The following is a 14,928-nucleotide window of genomic DNA, read 5'->3' on the forward strand; positions in this document are numbered from 1 at the left end:
CCACCAGTCGGCCAGCGCGGTGAGCGAGCCGCCGTGCGGCAGGGGCGCGTGCCACTGGGCGGGGAAGGGCGCCTGCACCGAGGCGGGCGGGCGCGTGAGGCCGCAGCCTGCCAGGCCGAGGCCCAGCGGCAGGCTCAGAACAAGGGCAATCCGTCGGAGTCGTCTCATGGCTTCTTTCTTTGCTCGGCGGCCACCTGGCGGCGGCGTGCGGTTTCGGCCTGGACCAGCGCCATCGCGTAGCCCGTGAGCCGGTCGGCCCAGGTGTCGATCGCGCGCGGCGTGCGCAGCAGCGACGGGCGCAGGGCCTCGATGAAATCCTGGCTCACGTACAGCTGCATCGACAGCCCCGTGATCGCGAAGGTCAGGCGGTGGATGTCGTCGTCGGCGCGCGCCATCTGCAGGTGCCGGCACAGCAGTTCAACGATGGCGCGGTGCGGCCCCTTGATGTCGCGCTCCAGCTCCTTGGCCCACTGGCTGGTGGGCTCCAGCATCTCGCGCATGTGCAGCTGGATGCACTGGCGCACGATCTCGCCCTGCTTGAGCGGATCGATCATGGCCACCATGCAGATGCGCAGCGTGTCCTCGAGCGACTGGCCGGGCACGTTGCAGGCGGCCACGAGGTCGTTCGAATCGCTGCCCATCGGTTCGTTGAAGGTGGCGGAGTACAGCCCCTCCTTGTCGCCGAAGTAGTAGCTGATGGCCGACACGTTCACGCCGGCCTCGCGCGCGATTTCGCGGATCGAGGTCTTGGCGAAACCGTTCTGGGCGAACAGCCGCAGCGCGGTGTGCAGCAGGCGGTGGCGCGCCTCGGCGCCGTCGCTGCGGGGCGCGCGGCGCGGGGGCGGCGTGAGGGCCGGCGTGGGCGCTGGCGTGAGGGGGTCTCGGGCGTTCATCGGCGCGATTAGAGCACGGTCGAAATCAAACGATTGATTTACTTAAGGCTTGCTGAAGGCTTTTGTTTTTGGTTGCATGTCGGGGGTGAGCGAGGTCCGGCCCCGCGCAGGGGAGGGCGCCGCACACAGTACGATCCGCGCATGCCCGTTGCTCCCTCCGCCGCCGCACCGCCGCCCGCCTTGCCCCTGGACGCCGAAGGCATCCTCGCGCTCGCCGCGCGCTCGATGTTTCATTTGTTTTCGAGCATCAGCCAGGGCATGTTCCTGGTCGACCGCAGCGGGCGCATCGTCTGGGTGAACGAGGGCTACAGGCGCTTCCTGCCGGCGCTGGGCTTCTCGTCCATCGACGAGTTCATGGGGCACATGGTCGAGGACGTGATTCCCAACACCATGATGCGCCGCGTACTCGACACGGGCGAGCCGATCCTCATCGACCTGCTGACCAACAAGGCCGGCACCTTCGTCGTGAGCCGCATCCCGCTGCGCGAGGAGCGTGAAGACGGCGACCGGGGCCTGGGCGAAGTGATCGGCGCCATCGGCATCGTGCTGTTCGACCAGCCCGAGACCACGCTGCAGCCGCTCATCAGCAAGTTCGCGCTGCTGCAGCGCGACCTCGACGACGCGCGGCGCGAGCTGGCCAGCCAGCGCAACAACCCGCTCTACCAGCACGCGCCCGACGGCCAACGCCGTTCCAAGTACACCTTCGCGAGCTTCATCGGCAGCAGCCCGGCGGCCGTGGAGGTGAAGCGCCATGCGCGCCGCGCCGCGCAGTCCACCAGCCCGGTGCTGTTGCTCGGCGAGACCGGCACCGGCAAGGAATTGCTGGCGCATGCGATCCATGCGTCGTCCACGCGCGCCAAGGGCCAGTTCGTCAGCGTCAACATCGCGGCCGTGCCCGACACGCTGCTCGAGGCCGAGTTCTTCGGCTTCGCCCCCGGCGCGTTCACCGGTGCCGACAAGCGAGGGCGCGAAGGCAAGTTCAAGCTGGCCGACGGCGGCAGCCTGTTCCTCGACGAAATCGGCGACATGCCGCTGGGCCTGCAGGCCAAGCTGTTGCGCGCGTTGCAGGAAGGCGAGATCGAGCCGCTGGGCTCCAACAAGCTGATTCCCTTCGACGCGCGCGTGATCGCCGCCACCTCGCGCGACCTGCCCGAGCTGGTGCGGCGCGGCCTGTTCCGCGAAGACCTGTATTACCGCCTCAACGTGCTGCCGCTGCGCGTGCCACCGCTGCGCGAGCGGCGCAGCGACATCCCGGCGCTGGTCGAAGCGCTGGGCGAAGACATGGCGCTGCGTAGCGGCGAGGCGCCGCCCGAGCTCACACCCGATGCGCTCGCGCTGCTGGCCGGCCAGCACTGGCGCGGCAACATCCGCGAGCTGCGCAACGTGCTGGAGCAGGTGACGATGCGCAGCGACTCGCAGCGCATCGATGCGGCCCAGCTCGAACGCATCCTGCGCGAGGCAGGGCTGGAACAGATCGAAGCGCCCGACACCTCGCACAGCCTGCGCGACGTGGACCAGGAGGCCGCGCTGCTGCGCCCGCTGTCGCAGCAGGTGGCCGAGCTGGAACGCAAGGCGATCGCCGCCGCGCTCGAAAGCACCGCCGGCAACAAGCTCGCGACCTCGCGGCTGCTCGGCATCTCGCGCGCCACGTTGTACGAGCGCATGACCGGGATGGGCTTGTCATGAGCGTGAAGGCGTTGCGTTCCACCTTCGGCCCGAACTGCCACTGGTGCGGCCTGCCGATGGATTTCGACGAGCCGCACGGGCGCCCCGAGTCGGCCACCATCGAACACCTGCTCGACGCCACGCTGGGCGGCGTGCGCCAGCAGAAGCACCGGCGGCTCGCGCATGCGGTGTGCAACCACACGCGCAACGCGCTGCGGATGCAGGCGGAGCGCGAGTTCGAAGGCTGGCTCGCGGCGCGCCGCGACTCTGCTGGGAAACCCTGACTGATTAAAAGACAGTTGTCTGAAAACAAGACAACACGAATGCACTGAAATCAGGCGAAACCGGTTGCGCCCGAATGAGGAAGCCTTTGTTATCAATGGCTTAGGTGGGTGGCACGAACTGTGCAATATTCAGTCACCTTTATCAGGAGACAAGACATGCACCGTCGCCACCTCATCGCCCTAGCCGCCCTAGCCGCCCTGGGCGCCACCGCCGCAACCCTGCCCGCCTGGGCCCAATCGAACGAGATCCGCATCGCCCACGTCTACAGCAAGACCGGCGCGCTGGAGGCCTACGGCAAGCAGACCCAGACCGGCCTGATGATGGGCCTGAACTACGCCACCGGCGGCACGATGATGGTCAACGGCAAGAAGCTCGTGGTCCTCGAGAAGGACGACCAGGGCAAGCCCGACCTGGGCAAGTCGCTGCTGGCCGCCGCGTACTCCGACGACAAGGCCGCGCTCGCGGTCGGCCCGACCGCTTCGGGCGTGGCACTGGCCATGCTGCCGGTGGCCGAGGAGTACAAGAAGATCCTGATCGTCGAGCCCGCCGTGGCCGACTCGATCACCGGCGACAAGTGGAACAAGTACATCTTCCGCACCGGCCGCAACTCGAGCCAGGACGCCATCTCCAACGCCGTGGCCATCGACAAGGCCGGCGTCACCGTCGCCACGCTCGCACAAGACAACGCCTTCGGCCGCGACGGCGTGAAGGCCTTCGGCGCCGCGCTGAAGAAAGCCAAGCTCGCGCACGAGGAATACCTGCCGCCCACGACCACCGACTTCACGGCCGGCGCGCAGCGCCTGATCGACAAGCTGAAGGACCAGCCGGGCCGCAAGATCATCTGGATCGTCTGGGCCGGCGCGGGCAACCCGTTCAAGATCGTCGACCTCGACCTGAAGCGCTACGGCATCGAGATCGCCACCGGCGGCAACATCCTGCCGGCGATGGCGGCCTACAAGTCGCTGCCGGGCATGGAAGGCGCGGCCTACTACTACTTCGGCATTCCGAAGAACCCGGTGAACGAGGCGCTGGTCGCGGCCCACTACAAGGAATTCAAGACGCCGCCGGACTTCTTCACGGCCGGCGGTTTCTCGGCCGCGATGGCGGTGGTGACGGCGCTGAAGAAGACCAACGGCGACACCAACACCAACAAGCTCATCAGCACCATGGAAGGCATGAGCTTCGACACGCCCAAGGGCAAGATGACCTTCCGAAAGGAAGACCATCAGGCGATGCAGTCGATGTACCACTTCAAGATCAAGGCCGACCCCGCCTTCGCGTGGGGCGTACCGGAGCTGGTGCACGAGATCAAGCCCGAAGAGATGGACATCCCCATCAAGAACAAGCGCTGAACACGGCGCTGATCGCCCCCTGAACCCGCGGCGCGCATGCAGGCGCCGCCCCCTTTCGCCCCGGATGGCCGCCGGGCGAAGCGCCAGCCTGCGTCCGCGCACGCCGGCGTGCTCCACGGTCGATTCGTCAGTCTGCAAGCAAGCGTTCGATACATAAACCAATAGGAGACAGCGATGCCAGCGATGCGAAGAAATGCGATGTGGAAGGGGTTTGCCGCAGCAGCGGTGATCACGGCGGCGGTGCAGGCCGCTACAGCGGCCGTGCCGCTGCCGGCGCTCGGCGCCAATCCGGCGGAGGTGAGCGTGTCCGGCCTGTCGGCCGGCGGCTTCATGGCGGTGCAACTGCACGTGGCGTATTCGGCCACCTTCAAGCGCGGCGCGGGCGTCGTTGCCGGCGGTCCGTACTACTGCGCCGAAGGCTCGGTGCTCAATGCCACCGGGCGCTGCATGACGCACAGCACCAGCATTCCGGTGTCGACGCTCGTGAGCACCACCAACAGCTGGGCCGCCAGCGGTGCGATCGACCCGGTGTCGAACCTCACCAACTCCAAGGTGTACCTGTTCTCGGGCACCTCCGACAACACCGTCAAGCAGCCGGTGATGGACGACCTGAAGACCTATTACCAGAGCTTCGTGCCGGCCGCCAACACGGTCTACAAGAACAACCTCGGCGCGGGCCACGCGATGGTCACCGACGACTACGGCGGCGCCTGCAGCACCACGGCCGCGCCGTACATCAACAACTGCGGCTTCGATCTCGCGGGCGAGATCCTCACGCAGCTGTACGGCCCGCTGAACCCGCGCAACAACGGCACGCTCGGCGGCACCTTCACCGAGTTCAACCAGTCGGAGTTCGTCACCGGCCACGGCGTGGCCGCCACCGGCTGGCTCTACGTGCCGCAGGCCTGCACCACCACCTCGTGCCGCGTGCACCTGGTGCTGCACGGCTGCAAGCAGAACTACACCGACGTGAGCGACCAGTACGTCAAGAAGACGGGCTACAACCGCTGGGCCGACACCAACAACATCATCCTGATCTACCCGCAGACCAGCACCGCGGCCACCAACAGCTGCTGGGACTGGTGGGGCTACGACAGCGCCAACTACGCCAAGAAGTCGGGTCCGCAGATGGCCGCCATGAAGGCGATGATCGACCGCGTGACCGGTTCGGCCGGCGGCGGCGGGTTGCCGGCACCCACGGGCGTGGGCACCTCGGGCGCGACCAGCAGCAGCATGGTCATCGGCTGGGCCGGCGTCTCGGGTGCCAGTGGCTACAACGTGTACCGCGGCGGCAGCAAGGTCAACGCCTCGCCGGTGGCCGGCACCAGCTACACCGACACCGGCCTGGCCGCGTCGACCACCTACAGCTGGACCGTGGCCGCACTGAACGCGAGCAACGTCGAGGGCGCGATGTCGGCGGCCGCCACGGGCGCGACCACGGCGGGTTCGGGTGGCGGTGGGGGCACGTGCTACACCGCGAGCAACTACACGCACACCATCGCCGGGCGCGCCTATGCGCTGTGGGGCCTGACCTATGCCAACGGCTCGGGCCAGTCGATGGGCCTGTGGAACATCTACGCCATGACCACGCTGAAGCAGACGGGCACCAACTACTACGTGATCGGCACCTGTTGAGGCCGCTCACCGAGCACTGATTTTTTCGATTCGCAAGGACCTTTTCACAATGCTTGAGACCCGGGATCTGACCATCCGCTTCGGAGGGCACGTGGCCGTCAACAGCGTGAGCTGCGCATTCGCGCCAGGCACGCTGACGGCCATCGTCGGCCCCAACGGCGCGGGCAAGACCACTTACTTCAACCTGATCTCCGGGCAGCTCAAGGCCACGGCCGGCACGGTGTCGCTCGACGGGCAACCGTTGTCGCACCTGTCGCCGTCGGCGCGCACGCACGCCGGGCTGGGCCGCGCGTTCCAGCTCACCAACCTGTTCCCGAACCTCACGGTGCTGGAGAACGTGCGGCTCGCCGTGCAGGCCACGCGTGCCGGCGCGCACCGCCACGGGCTCAACCTGTGGAGCATCTGGAGCGACCACAAGGCGCTGACCGAACGCGCCGACCAGATCCTGACCGACGTGGCGCTGGAGCCGCGCGCCCACGCCACGGTGGCCAGCCTGCCGCACGGCGACCAGCGCAAGCTCGAGGTGGCGCTGCTGATGGCGCTCGAGCCCAAGGTCTTCATGTTCGACGAGCCCACGGCCGGCATGCACGCGGCCGAGGCACCCGTCATCCTCGACCTGATCCGCAAGCTCAAGCAGGACAAGACCAAGACCATCCTGCTGGTCGAACACAAGATGGACGTGGTGCGCGAACTCGCGGACCGCATCATCGTGCTGCACAACGGCACGCTCGTGGCAGACGGCGAACCGGCCGAGATGATCGCCTCGCCCGTGGTGCAAGAGGCCTACCTGGGCATCGCGAAGGAGGCCGCATGAGTGCCGACAACCTGTTGACCCTCGAAGGCGTGCAGACGCACATCGGGGCGTACCACATCCTGCACGGCGTCGACCTGGCCGTGCCCAGGGGCCAGCTCACCATGCTGCTGGGCCGCAACGGCGCGGGCAAGACCACCACGCTGCGAACCATCATGGGCCTGTGGCATGCGTCGCAGGGCAGGGTGCAGTTCGACGGCAAGGACATCACGGCCATGCACACGCCGCAGATCGCCGGACTCGGCGTGGCCTACGTGCCCGAGAACATGGGCATCTTTTCCGACCTCACGGTGAAGGAGAACATGGTGCTGGCCGCGCGCGGCGCGAAGAACGCCGACGCCATCGACGACACGCGCCTGAAGTGGATCTTCAAGCTCTTCCCCGCGGTCGAGAAATTCTGGAACCACCCGGCCGGCAAGCTGTCGGGCGGGCAAAAGCAGATGCTGGCCGTGTCGCGCGCCATCGTCGAGCCGCGCCAGCTGCTCATCATCGACGAGCCGAGCAAGGGCCTGGCGCCCGTGATGATCAACAACATGATCGAAGCCTTCGGCGAGCTCAAGCGCAGCGGCGTGACGATCCTGCTGGTCGAACAGAACATCCACTTCGCCCAGCGCCTGGGCGACACCGTCGCGGTGATGGACAACGGCCGCGTGGTGCACAGCGGCTCGATGGCCGCGTTTTCCGCCGATGCGCAACTGCAGCAATCGCTGCTCGGACTTGCCCTATGAAACTCGACTTCGACTGGAAGCCACTGCTTCTCGCCCCCGTTCTCGCGCTCGTCGCGCTGCCGCTCACGGGCTCGTTCTCGACCTGGCTCACGCTCACGGTGGCGGGCCTGGCGATGGGCATGATCATCTTCATCATCGCCTCGGGCCTCACGCTGGTGTTCGGCCTGATGGACGTGCTCAACTTCGGCCACGGCGTGTTCATTGCGCTGGGCGCCTTCGTGGCCAGCAGCGTGCTCGGCCTCATGGGCGACTGGACCGGCTCGGGCGAGCTGTGGCGCAACCTCGTGGCCGTGTTCCCGGCCATGCTGGCCGCGATGGCGGTGGCCGGCGCCATCGGCCTGGCCTTCGAGCGCTTCATCGTGCGGCCGGTGTACGGCCAGCACCTGAAGCAGATCCTCATCACGATGGGCGGCATGATCATCGGCGAGGAGCTCATCAAGGTGATCTGGGGCCCGGCGCAGATTCCGCTGCCGCTGCCCGAGGCGCTGCGCGGCTCGCTGCTGATCGGCGATGCCGCCATCAGCAAGTACCGGCTGCTCGCCGTTGCGGTCGGCGTGGTGGTGTTCGGCGTGCTCGCCTGGACGCTGGGCCGCACCAAGATCGGCCTGCTCATCCGCGCCGGCGTGCAAGACCGCGAGATGGTCGAGTCGCTGGGCTACCGAATCGGCCGGCTCTTCGTCGGCGTGTTCGTGGTGGGCAGTGCGCTGGCTGGTCTGGGCGGCGTGATGTGGGGGCTGTTCCAGCAGAACCTGGTGCCGCAGATGGGCGCGCAGGTCAACGTGCTGATCTTCATCGTGATCATCATCGGCGGGCTGGGCTCGACCGGCGGGGCGCTGCTCGGCGCGCTGCTGGTGGGGCTCATGACCAACTACATCGGCTTCCTGCTGCCCACGCTCACGCAGTTCGCGAGCATCTTCCTCATGGTGGCCGTGCTGCTGTGGCGCCCGCAGGGCGTATACCCCGTGGCGAACCGTTGAGGAGAAAGCCGTCATGTTCCTGAAACGACTTCTCTCCAACGACATGCCGCGCAGCCGCCTGTTGGCGCTGCTGCTGGTGGCGCTGTTCCTGGCGCTGGCGTTCGCGCCGTTCCTGTTCCCGGGCGTGAAGGCGCTGAGCGTCGCGGCCAAGATCCTGGTGTTCGTGGTGCTGGTCGCGAGCTTCGACCTGCTCTTGGGCTACACCGGCATCGTGAGCTTCGCGCACACGATGTTCTTCGGCATCGGCGCCTACGGCATCGCCATCTCGGCCTCGCGGCTCGGGCCCAACTGGGGCGCGGTGCTGGTGGGGCTGGGCGCGTCGCTCGCCATCTCGCTGGTGCTCTCGCTGGCCATCGGCTTGTTCTCGCTGCGGGTGCGTGCGATCTTCTTCGCGATGATCACGCTGGCCGTGGCCTCGGCGTTCCAGACGCTGGCCTCGCAGCTGTCGGACTTCACCGGCGGCGAAGACGGCCTGACCTTCAAGCTGCCCGAGCTGATCTCGCCGAGCTTCGAGTTCGCCGAAGAGCCGTTCCTCGGCGTCTCGCTCGACGGGCGGCTGCTGTGCTACTACCTGTTGTTCGTGGCGGCGGTGGTGCTGGTGCTGGCGATGCTGCGCATCGTGAACTCGCCCTTCGGCCGCGTGCTGCAGGCCATCCGCGAGAACGAGTTCCGTGCCGAGGCCATCGGCTACCGCGTGGTGGTGTACCGCACCACAGCGGCCGTGCTGTCGGCACTGTTCGCCACGCTGGCCGGCGCGATGCTCGCCATCTGGCTGCGCTACAACGGACCCGACACCTCGCTGAGCTTCGAGATCATGATCGACGTGCTGCTCATCGTGGTGATCGGCGGCATGGGCACGATCTACGGCGCCGCCATCGGCGCGGTGCTGTTCGTGGTGGCGCAGAGCTACCTGCAGGACCTGCTGCGCATGGGCAGCGAAGCCGCCAGCGGCCTGCCGTGGCTCGCGGCGCTGCTGTCGCCCGACCGCTGGCTGCTGTGGCTGGGCGTGCTGTTCGTGCTGTCGGTGTACTACTTTCCGACCGGCATCGTCGGCAAGCTGAGGGCGAGGGCGGCGAAATGAATGACGGCAATAACAACAGCACCATGACGCCGACATCGCACTACGCCCAGCTCTGCGGCCGTGAAATCCACTGGCTCGATTGGGGCGCCGCCAACGCGCCCGTCGTCATCGCCTGGCACGGCCTGGCGCGCACCAGCCGCGACATGGACGAACTGGCGCAGCACTTCGCGGCGCGCGGCTTCCGCGTGATCTGCCCCGACACCCTGGGGCGTGGCCTGAGCCAGTGGAGCCCCGCGCCCGACGACGAATACACGCTCGCGTTCTACGCACGCCTGGCCAACGCGCTGTGCGACGAGCTGCGGCTGGGCCGCGTGCACTGGGTGGGCACGTCGATGGGCGGCGCGATCGGCACGGTCTGCGCGTCGGGCCTGTTCGAGCCGCGCATGAAGGCGCGCATCGCCAGCCTCACGCTCAACGACAACGCACCGCAGCTCGCGCAGGCCGCCATCGAGCGCATCCGCGCCTATGCCGGTGACCCGCCGGCCTTCGACACCGTGGCCGAACTCGAGGCTTTTTTCCGCACGGTCTACAAGCCCTACGGCTGGCTCAGCGATGCGCAGTGGCGCCGCTTGACCGAAAGCTCCACGCGCCGCCTGGCCGACGGCCGCGTCACGCCGCACTACGACCCGGCGATGGTCAAGCAGTTCAGCGCGCACGACAACGACTACCTGATCTGGCCGCACTACGACGTGATCGAGGCGCCGGTGCTGTGCCTGCGCGGCGCCGAGTCCGACCTGGTGCTGCCCGAGGTGATCGACGAGATGCACCGGCGCGGGCCGGGCGCGGCCGGGCGCCTGCAGGTGATCGAGGTTGCGGGCTGCGGCCACGCGCCCGCGCTCAACGTGGCGGAGCAACTGGACCCGATCGAAGGGTTTATTCGCGCGGCCGGTCGTTGAAGGCACGGCCGGATCACAATCCGGCCGACTTCAACTCCAAGACCACCTCGCCATGGCCCTCTCGATGTACGACCTGTCCGTGCCGGTTTTCACGCGCGGACTCGGCCAGCTGACCCACCTGCTCGACAAAGGCCTCGCGCATGCGAAGGCCCAGGGCATTGATCCGGCGACGCTGGTCGACGCGCGCCTCGCGCCCGACATGCTCACGCTGGCCGGCCAGATCCAGCGCGCGAGCGACGCCTCGAAGCTGGGCACGGCGCGCATCGCGGGCATCACCGCGCCGAGCTTTCCCGACGAGGAAAAGACCTGGGACGATCTGCTGGCGCGCATCGCGAAGACGCAGGACTTTCTGGCGACCGTGGACCGTGCGCTCATCGACGGCCAGGAAGAACGCCCCGTGACCATCAAGGCGCGCGAAGGCGAAGCGCACTTCACCGCGCAGCGCTACCTGCTGCAGTTCGCGCTGCCGAACTTCTTCTTCCACGTGACCACCGCCTACGACGTGCTGCGCCACAAGGGCGTACCCGTCGGCAAGATGGACTATCTCGGTCGCTTCTGAGTTCGTTCAGGCGCGGCGTGCCGCCAGCCCGTACATCAGCGGAATGCGCGGCATGCCTTCGGGCGGGGCCATGCGGCGCCCGCCCATGTCGCGCATGCCCTCGAAGGGCTTCCAGCCGTTGGTATACGGGTACTCCTCGAAGCGCTCGATGGCCAGGCCCGCCTGCGCGAGCGCGGTCGTCACCTGGCCCACGCCCCAGGTGAACTCGAAGCTCGGGTGCGGGTTGCGAAAGCCCTGCACGCCGGGCATGGGGCGGTCGTCCGGCACGAGGCCATCGCCCGACTCGGCCACGTAGTCGCCTACGCCTTCCTCGGGCACGGGCGCGTCGTTGAAGTAGTCGTAGTGAAACTTCCACTGCGGATCGAACACCAGCGCGAACGGGTGGAACTCGACGATCACGAAGCGCCCGCCGGGTTTCAGCAGCTGTGCCACGCCGCGCGCCCAGGCACCGAGGTCGGACAGCCAGCACAGCGTGCCGTACGAACAGAACACGAGGTCGTGGCGCTCGTTGCGTGCGGCAGCGGCCTCGAAGTAGTCGTAGACGTCCGCGCGTTCGAAGCGCGCGGCAACGCCCGAGTCGGTCGAAAGTTTGGTAGCGAAGTCGATGGCTTCGTCGGAGATGTCGACACCGGTCACGCGTGCACCACGGCGCGCGATGCTCAGGCTGTCTTGCCCCGCGTTGCACTGCAGGTGCAGCACCGAGAGGCCGTTCACGTCGCCGAGCAGGGCGCTCTCTTCTGGGAACAGCGTGGAGCCGCCCGCGCGGAAGAAGGCGGCCTGGTCGCCCTTGTGGCTGTTGTGCGCGACCGTGGCCGCGTTCCACGACTGGCGGTTGGCTTCGTGCAGGTCTTTCTTCATGGTGTGGTCGTGTCTTGTCGGGTCGGCCAGCCCGCCAGGTGGCGTTCGGCAATGCCCGTGAGTGCGGTGATCCACGCCGGGCTGTCGTTGAGGCAGGGGATGTAGCCGAAGCGCTCGCCGCCCGCGTGCAGGAAGGCTTCGCGGCCTTCCATCGCGATCTCTTCGAGTGTTTCGAGGCAGTCGGCCGGAAAGCCCGGGCACACCACGTCGACGTGCTTCACGCCGCTCGCGCCGAGTTCGTGCAATGTCGGCTCGGTGTAGGGCTCCAGCCACTTGGCGCGGCCGAAGCGCGACTGGAAGGTCGTGCGGTACTGCGGGGACGACAGGCCCAGCCGCGCCGCGAGCAGGCGTGCGGTCTCGAGGCACTGCGCCTCGTAGGGATCGCCGAGCGCGATGTTGCGCGCGGGAATGCCGTGGAAGCTCATCACCAGCAGCTCGCCGCGGCCTTCGGTCGTCCAGTGCTTCTCGATGCCTTGCGCGAGCGCTTCGATGTAGGCGGGGTCGTCGTGGTACTGGTTGACGAAGCGGAATTCGGGAATGCGGCGTTGCTTGCGGCTCCAGTCGTTCACCGCATCGATCACGCTCGCGGTGGTCGTGGCCGAATACTGCGGGTAGGCCTGCAGCACCAGTACGCGCGTCGCGCCCTCGGCTTGCAGCGCATCGAGCCGCGAGGCAATCGACGGGTTGGCGTAGCGCATCGCGTCGCGCACCGTCACGCGGTGGCCGCGTTCGCCGAGCCAGCCGGCCAGCAGGGTGGCCTGCTTCTGCGTCCAGACCTTGAGCGGCGAGCCCTCGGGCAGCCAGATGCTCGCGTACTTCGCGGCCGATTTCGCGGGCCGCGTGCGCAGGATGATGCCGTGCAGGATCAGCGCCCACAGCACCTTGGGAATCTCGACCACGCGCGGGTCGCCCAGGAAGTCGGCGAGGTAGGGGCGCACCGCGGCGGCGGTGGGTGCATCGGGCGAACCGAGGTTGCACCAGAGCACGGCGGTGCGGTCGTTCTTGCTGTTCTGACTGTCTTGGGGGGCGAGAGGCATGCGATATTCTCGGGCATGACTTCCGCTTCCCCGGCGCCCGGCGGCGCCACGCCGCTCGACATCTCGCGCATTTCGGCGATCTCGCTCGACCTCGACGACACGCTGTGGCCGATCTGGCCGACCATCGAACGCGCCGAGCGCGTGCTGCACGAATGGCTGTTGCGCGAGGCGCCCAAGACGGCCTCGCTGCTGCTCACGCCGGGCGTGCTGCGCGAACTGCGCGAAGCCACCGCCAAGGAGCGCTCCGACCTCGCGCACGACCTGAGCGCGCTGCGCCGCGAGTCGATCCGCACGGCGCTCACGCGCGCGGGCGAAGACCCGGCGCTGGCCGACCCGGCCTTCGATGCTTTCTTTGAAGAGCGCCAGCGCGTCACGCTGTATGACGACGCGCTGCCGGCGCTCAAGTGGCTCAGCGAGCGCTACCCGCTGGTGGCGGTGTCGAACGGCAACGCCGACATCCACAAGACCGGCGTCGGTCGGTGGTTCCGCACCGCCTTCAATGCGCGCGCCTTCGGCAGCGGCAAACCGCACGCACCGATCTTCCGCGCCGCGGCGGCCTCGGTCGGCCTGCTGCCCAAAGACGTGCTGCACGTGGGCGACGATGCCGCGCTCGACGTGGTGGGCGCGCTCAACGCCGGCATGCAGGCCGCGTGGCTGGTGCGCGACGAGCGCCCGTGGGAACACGGCGCGCGTCCGCAGCTGATCGTGCCCAACCTGCACGCGCTGTGCATCGCGCTGGGCGCCTGAGCTTTCTTCGGGTCAGCGGAACACGGGTCGGAAGAAGCTGCGCTCGTAGCTGACGATGCAGCGCGTTTCCTCCGCGTAGCGGAAGGCGGCCTGGCAGTCGGCGTCCTGCATCGAGTCGGCGCGGTAGGTTTCGTACGCGGCCAGACTGGGGAAGCTGAACATCGCCAGCGCGACGTTGTTCGCGCCTTCGGACGGCAGGAAGTAGCCGTGGTGCTGGCCGCCGAACTTCTCGACCAGTGGAATCCAGAGCTTGCCGTAGTGCTCGAATTCCTTGAGCTTGAAGGGATCGACGATGTAGCGCAGGTAGCAGGTGATCATGGGTGACGGGGGTCTAGGGACTATCGGCACGGCCTCAGCGGCGCGCGGCTGCCCGGACTATAGTTTTGCGGCTGCCTTCTTTCACTGCTTTCTTCGTCGCGTCCGCGCGAATTTCCTCCCATGCATCTCTCCACCTGGCTCCTCTTTTGCGGCGTGACTCTGCTCGTCGCCTTCACGCCCGGCCCGGCCGTGCTGCTCGCGGTCTCCAACGCCATCACCGTCGGTCCGCGCCGCGCGATGATCAGTTCACTGGGCAATGCCTGCGGGCTCTTCCTGGTGTCGGCCGCCGCGATGGGCGGACTGGGCGTGGTGCTCAACACCTCGGCCACGGCCTTTATGGTGCTGAAGGTGGCGGGCGCGGGCTACCTCGTGTACCTGGGCATCCGGCAATGGCGCAGCCGCACGAGCGTGTTCGCCGAGCTGCAGCCTTCGGGTGCACCAGCGCCTTCGCGCTCTGCGCGCCGGCTGTTCGGGCATGGCGTGACGGTGGCGCTGACCAACCCCAAGGGCATCCTGTTCTTCTCGGCGCTGTTCCCGCAGTTCCTCACGCACGACGCGCCGATCCTCACGCAGTTCGCCGTGCTCACCACGACCTTCGCGGCCGGCTCGGTGCTGGCGCACGGCTCGTACGTGCTGCTGGCGCGCCTGCTGAAGAAGCAGTTCGCGAACCCGAAGCGCGCCAAGCTTTTCAACCGCGTGTCGGGCGGTGCTTTCGTGCTGTTGGGGTTGAGTCTGCTGCGCCTGCGCAACAAGACGGCCTGAGTCGGCCGTCGCTTTTCAGTCGAGCCCGAAGCGCTCGCGCAGCGCCGCGCAGAAATCGGCGGTGCCGCTGAGCGAGAGCGTGAGGGTGTCCAGGCGCGGGTTCTCTTCCTGCGTGCGCTGCACGTCGCAGTCCCACATCGCGCCTTCATCGAGCGCGCCGCGCGCGCCGGGGAAGGTGGTCTCGGCCCAGGCCAGCACCAGATCGATCTCGGCTTCCACCTCGGGCGTGCGCTCGGGCTGGGTCGAGGCCATGGCGTCGAAGGTGCCGTGGTCTTCGGTGTCTTCGCTGTAGTCGAAATCGAGGTAACGCAGGGTCGTGGTCAT

At 67.7% G+C, this 14,928-nt stretch carries 17 protein-coding genes; 12 read left to right on the forward strand and 5 right to left on the reverse strand.

From position 1 onward, the window contains the following. Positions 1 to 164: 164 nt before the first annotated feature. Positions 165 to 893, reverse strand: coding sequence for a CerR family C-terminal domain-containing protein (locus AAG801_RS10290; protein ID WP_341888302.1), 729 nt, complete (start codon positions 891 to 893; stop codon positions 165 to 167). A 141-nt stretch (positions 894 to 1,034) separates the two neighbouring features. Between AAG801_RS10290 and AAG801_RS10295 the strand changes: the two genes are divergently transcribed. The 10 genes from AAG801_RS10295 to AAG801_RS10340 all read left to right on the forward strand — a co-directional run bounded on the left by AAG801_RS10295 (position 1,035) and on the right by AAG801_RS10340 (position 10,882). Continuing rightward, positions 1,035 to 2,579, forward strand: coding sequence for a sigma 54-interacting transcriptional regulator (locus AAG801_RS10295; protein WP_341888303.1), 1,545 nt, complete (start codon positions 1,035 to 1,037; stop codon positions 2,577 to 2,579). Then, positions 2,576 to 2,842, forward strand: coding sequence for a hypothetical protein (locus tag AAG801_RS10300; RefSeq protein ID WP_192196496.1), 267 nt, complete (start codon positions 2,576 to 2,578; stop codon positions 2,840 to 2,842). Before AAG801_RS10295 ends, AAG801_RS10300 begins: the two co-directional genes overlap by 4 nt. Positions 2,843 to 2,998: 156 nt before the next feature. After that, positions 2,999 to 4,195, forward strand: coding sequence for a substrate-binding domain-containing protein (locus AAG801_RS10305; protein ID WP_341888304.1), 1,197 nt, complete (start codon positions 2,999 to 3,001; stop codon positions 4,193 to 4,195). A 174-nt stretch (positions 4,196 to 4,369) separates the two neighbouring features. Next, positions 4,370 to 5,830: a hypothetical protein gene (locus tag AAG801_RS10310; RefSeq protein WP_341888305.1), complete on the forward strand. Its 1,461-nt coding sequence runs from the start codon at positions 4,370 to 4,372 to the stop codon at positions 5,828 to 5,830. 49 nt (positions 5,831 to 5,879) lie between these two features. Then, entirely contained in the window at positions 5,880 to 6,644 is a 765-nt protein-coding gene (locus tag AAG801_RS10315) for an ABC transporter ATP-binding protein (RefSeq protein WP_341888306.1), read from the forward strand. Beyond that, complete coding sequence (locus AAG801_RS10320) at positions 6,641 to 7,369, forward strand: ABC transporter ATP-binding protein (protein ID WP_192196499.1); 729 nt, start codon at positions 6,641 to 6,643, stop codon at positions 7,367 to 7,369. Before AAG801_RS10315 ends, AAG801_RS10320 begins: the two co-directional genes overlap by 4 nt. Continuing rightward, positions 7,366 to 8,346, forward strand: a complete 981-nt coding sequence (locus AAG801_RS10325; protein WP_101492917.1) for a branched-chain amino acid ABC transporter permease — start codon at positions 7,366 to 7,368, stop codon at positions 8,344 to 8,346. Before AAG801_RS10320 ends, AAG801_RS10325 begins: the two co-directional genes overlap by 4 nt. A gap of 13 nt (positions 8,347 to 8,359) precedes the next feature. Further along, entirely contained in the window at positions 8,360 to 9,427 is a 1,068-nt protein-coding gene (locus AAG801_RS10330) for a branched-chain amino acid ABC transporter permease (protein ID WP_101492918.1), read from the forward strand. Positions 9,428 to 9,450: 23 nt separating this feature from the next. Continuing rightward, positions 9,451 to 10,323: an alpha/beta hydrolase gene (locus tag AAG801_RS10335; RefSeq protein ID WP_099797515.1), complete on the forward strand. Its 873-nt coding sequence runs from the start codon at positions 9,451 to 9,453 to the stop codon at positions 10,321 to 10,323. A 52-nt stretch (positions 10,324 to 10,375) separates the two neighbouring features. Further along, positions 10,376 to 10,882, forward strand: coding sequence for a DUF1993 domain-containing protein (locus tag AAG801_RS10340; protein WP_341888307.1), 507 nt, complete (start codon positions 10,376 to 10,378; stop codon positions 10,880 to 10,882). 6 nt (positions 10,883 to 10,888) lie between these two features. Here the strand turns inward: AAG801_RS10340 and AAG801_RS10345 are convergent, their stop codons facing one another. Both AAG801_RS10345 and hemH read right to left on the reverse strand, forming a co-directional pair. Further along, complete coding sequence (locus tag AAG801_RS10345) at positions 10,889 to 11,740, reverse strand: class I SAM-dependent methyltransferase (protein WP_341888308.1); 852 nt, start codon at positions 11,738 to 11,740, stop codon at positions 10,889 to 10,891. Further along, a complete protein-coding gene (hemH, locus tag AAG801_RS10350) occupies positions 11,737 to 12,777 on the reverse strand; it encodes a ferrochelatase (RefSeq protein ID WP_341888309.1) in 1,041 nt (346 codons plus the stop codon). The genes AAG801_RS10345 and hemH overlap by 4 nt, the downstream gene beginning before the upstream one ends. A 15-nt stretch (positions 12,778 to 12,792) precedes the next feature. On the opposite strand from hemH, the gene AAG801_RS10355 reads away from it, so the two are divergent. Then, positions 12,793 to 13,524, forward strand: a complete 732-nt coding sequence (locus AAG801_RS10355) for an HAD-IA family hydrolase (protein WP_099796711.1) — start codon at positions 12,793 to 12,795, stop codon at positions 13,522 to 13,524. A 12-nt stretch (positions 13,525 to 13,536) separates the two neighbouring features. Here AAG801_RS10355 and AAG801_RS10360 read toward each other — a convergent pair whose 3' ends face one another. Further along, the gene (locus tag AAG801_RS10360; protein WP_062475864.1) at positions 13,537 to 13,842 is read right to left on the reverse strand and encodes an NIPSNAP family protein; all 306 of its coding nucleotides are present in this window, start codon (positions 13,840 to 13,842) and stop codon (positions 13,537 to 13,539) included. Positions 13,843 to 13,962: 120 nt separating this feature from the next. Here AAG801_RS10360 and AAG801_RS10365 point away from each other — a divergent pair, with 120 nt between their 5' ends. Beyond that, positions 13,963 to 14,604 carry a LysE family translocator gene (locus AAG801_RS10365; RefSeq protein WP_341888310.1) on the forward strand — a complete coding sequence of 214 codons (642 nt, stop codon included), beginning with the start codon at positions 13,963 to 13,965 and terminating at the stop codon, positions 14,602 to 14,604. Positions 14,605 to 14,619: 15 nt separating this feature from the next. Here the strand turns inward: AAG801_RS10365 and AAG801_RS10370 are convergent, their stop codons facing one another. Continuing rightward, positions 14,620 to 14,928, reverse strand: a complete 309-nt coding sequence (locus AAG801_RS10370; protein ID WP_341888311.1) for a hypothetical protein — start codon at positions 14,926 to 14,928, stop codon at positions 14,620 to 14,622.

Source organism: Variovorax sp. YR752, from assembly GCF_943372545.1.